The organism is Bacillota bacterium, assembly GCA_033549065.1.
Lineage (GTDB): Bacteria > Bacillota > Dethiobacteria > DTU022 > DTU022 > JAWSUE01.
In genome coordinates this window covers 1-1,844 of sequence record JAWSUE010000033.1, presented here as the reverse complement: position 1 = coordinate 1,844, position 1,844 = coordinate 1, and the positions used below count along the sequence as shown (strand labels likewise).

The following is a 1,844-nucleotide window of genomic DNA, read 5'->3' as shown; positions in this document are numbered from 1 at the left end:
GCGGCAGCTAAATGGTATCTATACTCAACGGTACAATAAAAGGCACCAAACTGTTGGCCATATTTTTCAGGGAAGATTAATGTGCCAAGGGGACGGGGGTTTGACAACTTCAGATGACCTTGGTATTCATTCCACGAGGCGATAAAATGACGAGATAAGCCAGAAAGAAAAGTGGGAGTGGGATAAGCCATGTTTTGCCAAGAGTCATCAACCGCCAATATATTCATAGCCTAACCTGCGTTTTTTAATATATTAATGCGACTTAACCTGCAATATTTGGTATAATAATGTTGTATAGTTTATGGATTAACAAATAGGGCCAACATAAAAGGATGTTGAAAATGATAGAAATCAAAAGAGATCTGGAACCTATAATTGAATCCTGGCTGTTTAAAGGAAAAATTATAACAATATTTGGGCCACGTCAGGTGGGTAAAACCACACTGGCCAAAAGAATATTAAAAACCCACGGTTCAGAAAACAACTACTTTAACTGCGATATTTCTTCCATTGCCCAACGATTTGAAAACCCGGAACCGCTACTTTTAGAAAGAATAATTGATAAAGCTAAACTGATTGTAATTGATGAAGCCCAGCGTATAAGAAATATCGGTTTAACCTTGAAAATAATTCATGATACTATGCCAGATACACAGGTTATTGCCACTGGGTCCAGCAGCTTTAAACTTAGATCTGATATTAACGAACCGCTTACCGGCAGGGGTATTGAATTTTTGCTGCTTCCTTTTTCATTAAATGAACTTGGCCAACTATACAAAACACACGAAATAGATACACTTCTGCCATTCTTTATGCGCTATGGCTTATACCCGGAAATAGTTGATAAGAGTGAAACTGACGCCGAAATGTTAATTACTAACTTATCATCGAAATACCTCTATAAGGATATTATGGAATTTGAGAATCTAAAAAAACCAGGGTTACTGACAAATATTTTACAGCTTATCGCACTCCAGCTTGGAAGTGAAGTATCTCGAAATGAAATTGCCTCAAAATTAAATACCAGCAGGGAAACAATAGAACGGTATATCGACCTGCTGGAAAAAGCATTCGTTATCTTTAGGCTAAAACCCTTATCCCGCAATAGACGTAATGAAATAGCGCGCAAGGAAAAGATCTTTTTTTATGATACAGGGATAAGAAATAGTATTATTTTAGCATTTCAACCGATAGATTTGCGGGAAGACAAGGAAGCACTTTTTGAGAACTTTATGATTGCAGAAAGGTTAAAGCACTTGCAGCTGCAGTCCAAAAAGAGGAATCTCTGGTTCTGGCGCACCCATGATGGCAAAGAAATTGATTATATAGAAGAATACGATGGCAGATTTAGCGCTTATGAGCTCAAATGGGGAAGGGCAAAAATTAAAAAAGCTACTGCTGAAAGCTTCAAAGCCAACTACGAACCGGCTACGATTTCAATAATAACCAGGGATAATTATTATGAATTCCTGCAATAAACATTTCAATAATAAGCAACTTTTTCCATTTGCTTAGAGTAATGCAAAATGTTACGATCTTAATACAATCTGCCGCTGTATCTTGGCGGTTATTTTTTAGGGGGCAGGTGAACTCAAAATGTTTAGATTGAATTTGCCGGCGAAAAGGTTTTTATTGATTATGGGAGTGCTATTGATGTTTTTAATCATCGGCTGCGCAGCACAGGAGCCCGTTGAAGAAGATCCGCCTGCGGAGGTGCCTGTTGAAGATGAAGAAGAGCCAGACGTTAGCATAGAAGACTTATCAGATCAAGTCTTTATCAGCAAAGAGGGGCCTCGCTATAGTACAGAGCTGCCGCTGGTTTCGCCTGATCAAAACTATCTTCT

Annotated in this window: 2 protein-coding genes; both read left to right on the top strand. The window is 38.4% G+C overall.

The window, feature by feature from the left end; all coding sequences use genetic code 11:
• The first annotated feature begins 341 nt into the window (after nt 1-341).
• Complete coding sequence (locus tag SCJ97_11560) at nt 342-1,478, top strand: ATP-binding protein (protein ID MDW7740667.1); 1,137 nt, start codon at nt 342-344, stop codon at nt 1,476-1,478.
• Between the two features lie 118 nt (nt 1,479-1,596).
• A partial coding sequence (locus tag SCJ97_11555) for a hypothetical protein (protein ID MDW7740666.1) occupies nt 1,597-1,844 on the top strand: 248 nt, incomplete at its 3' end.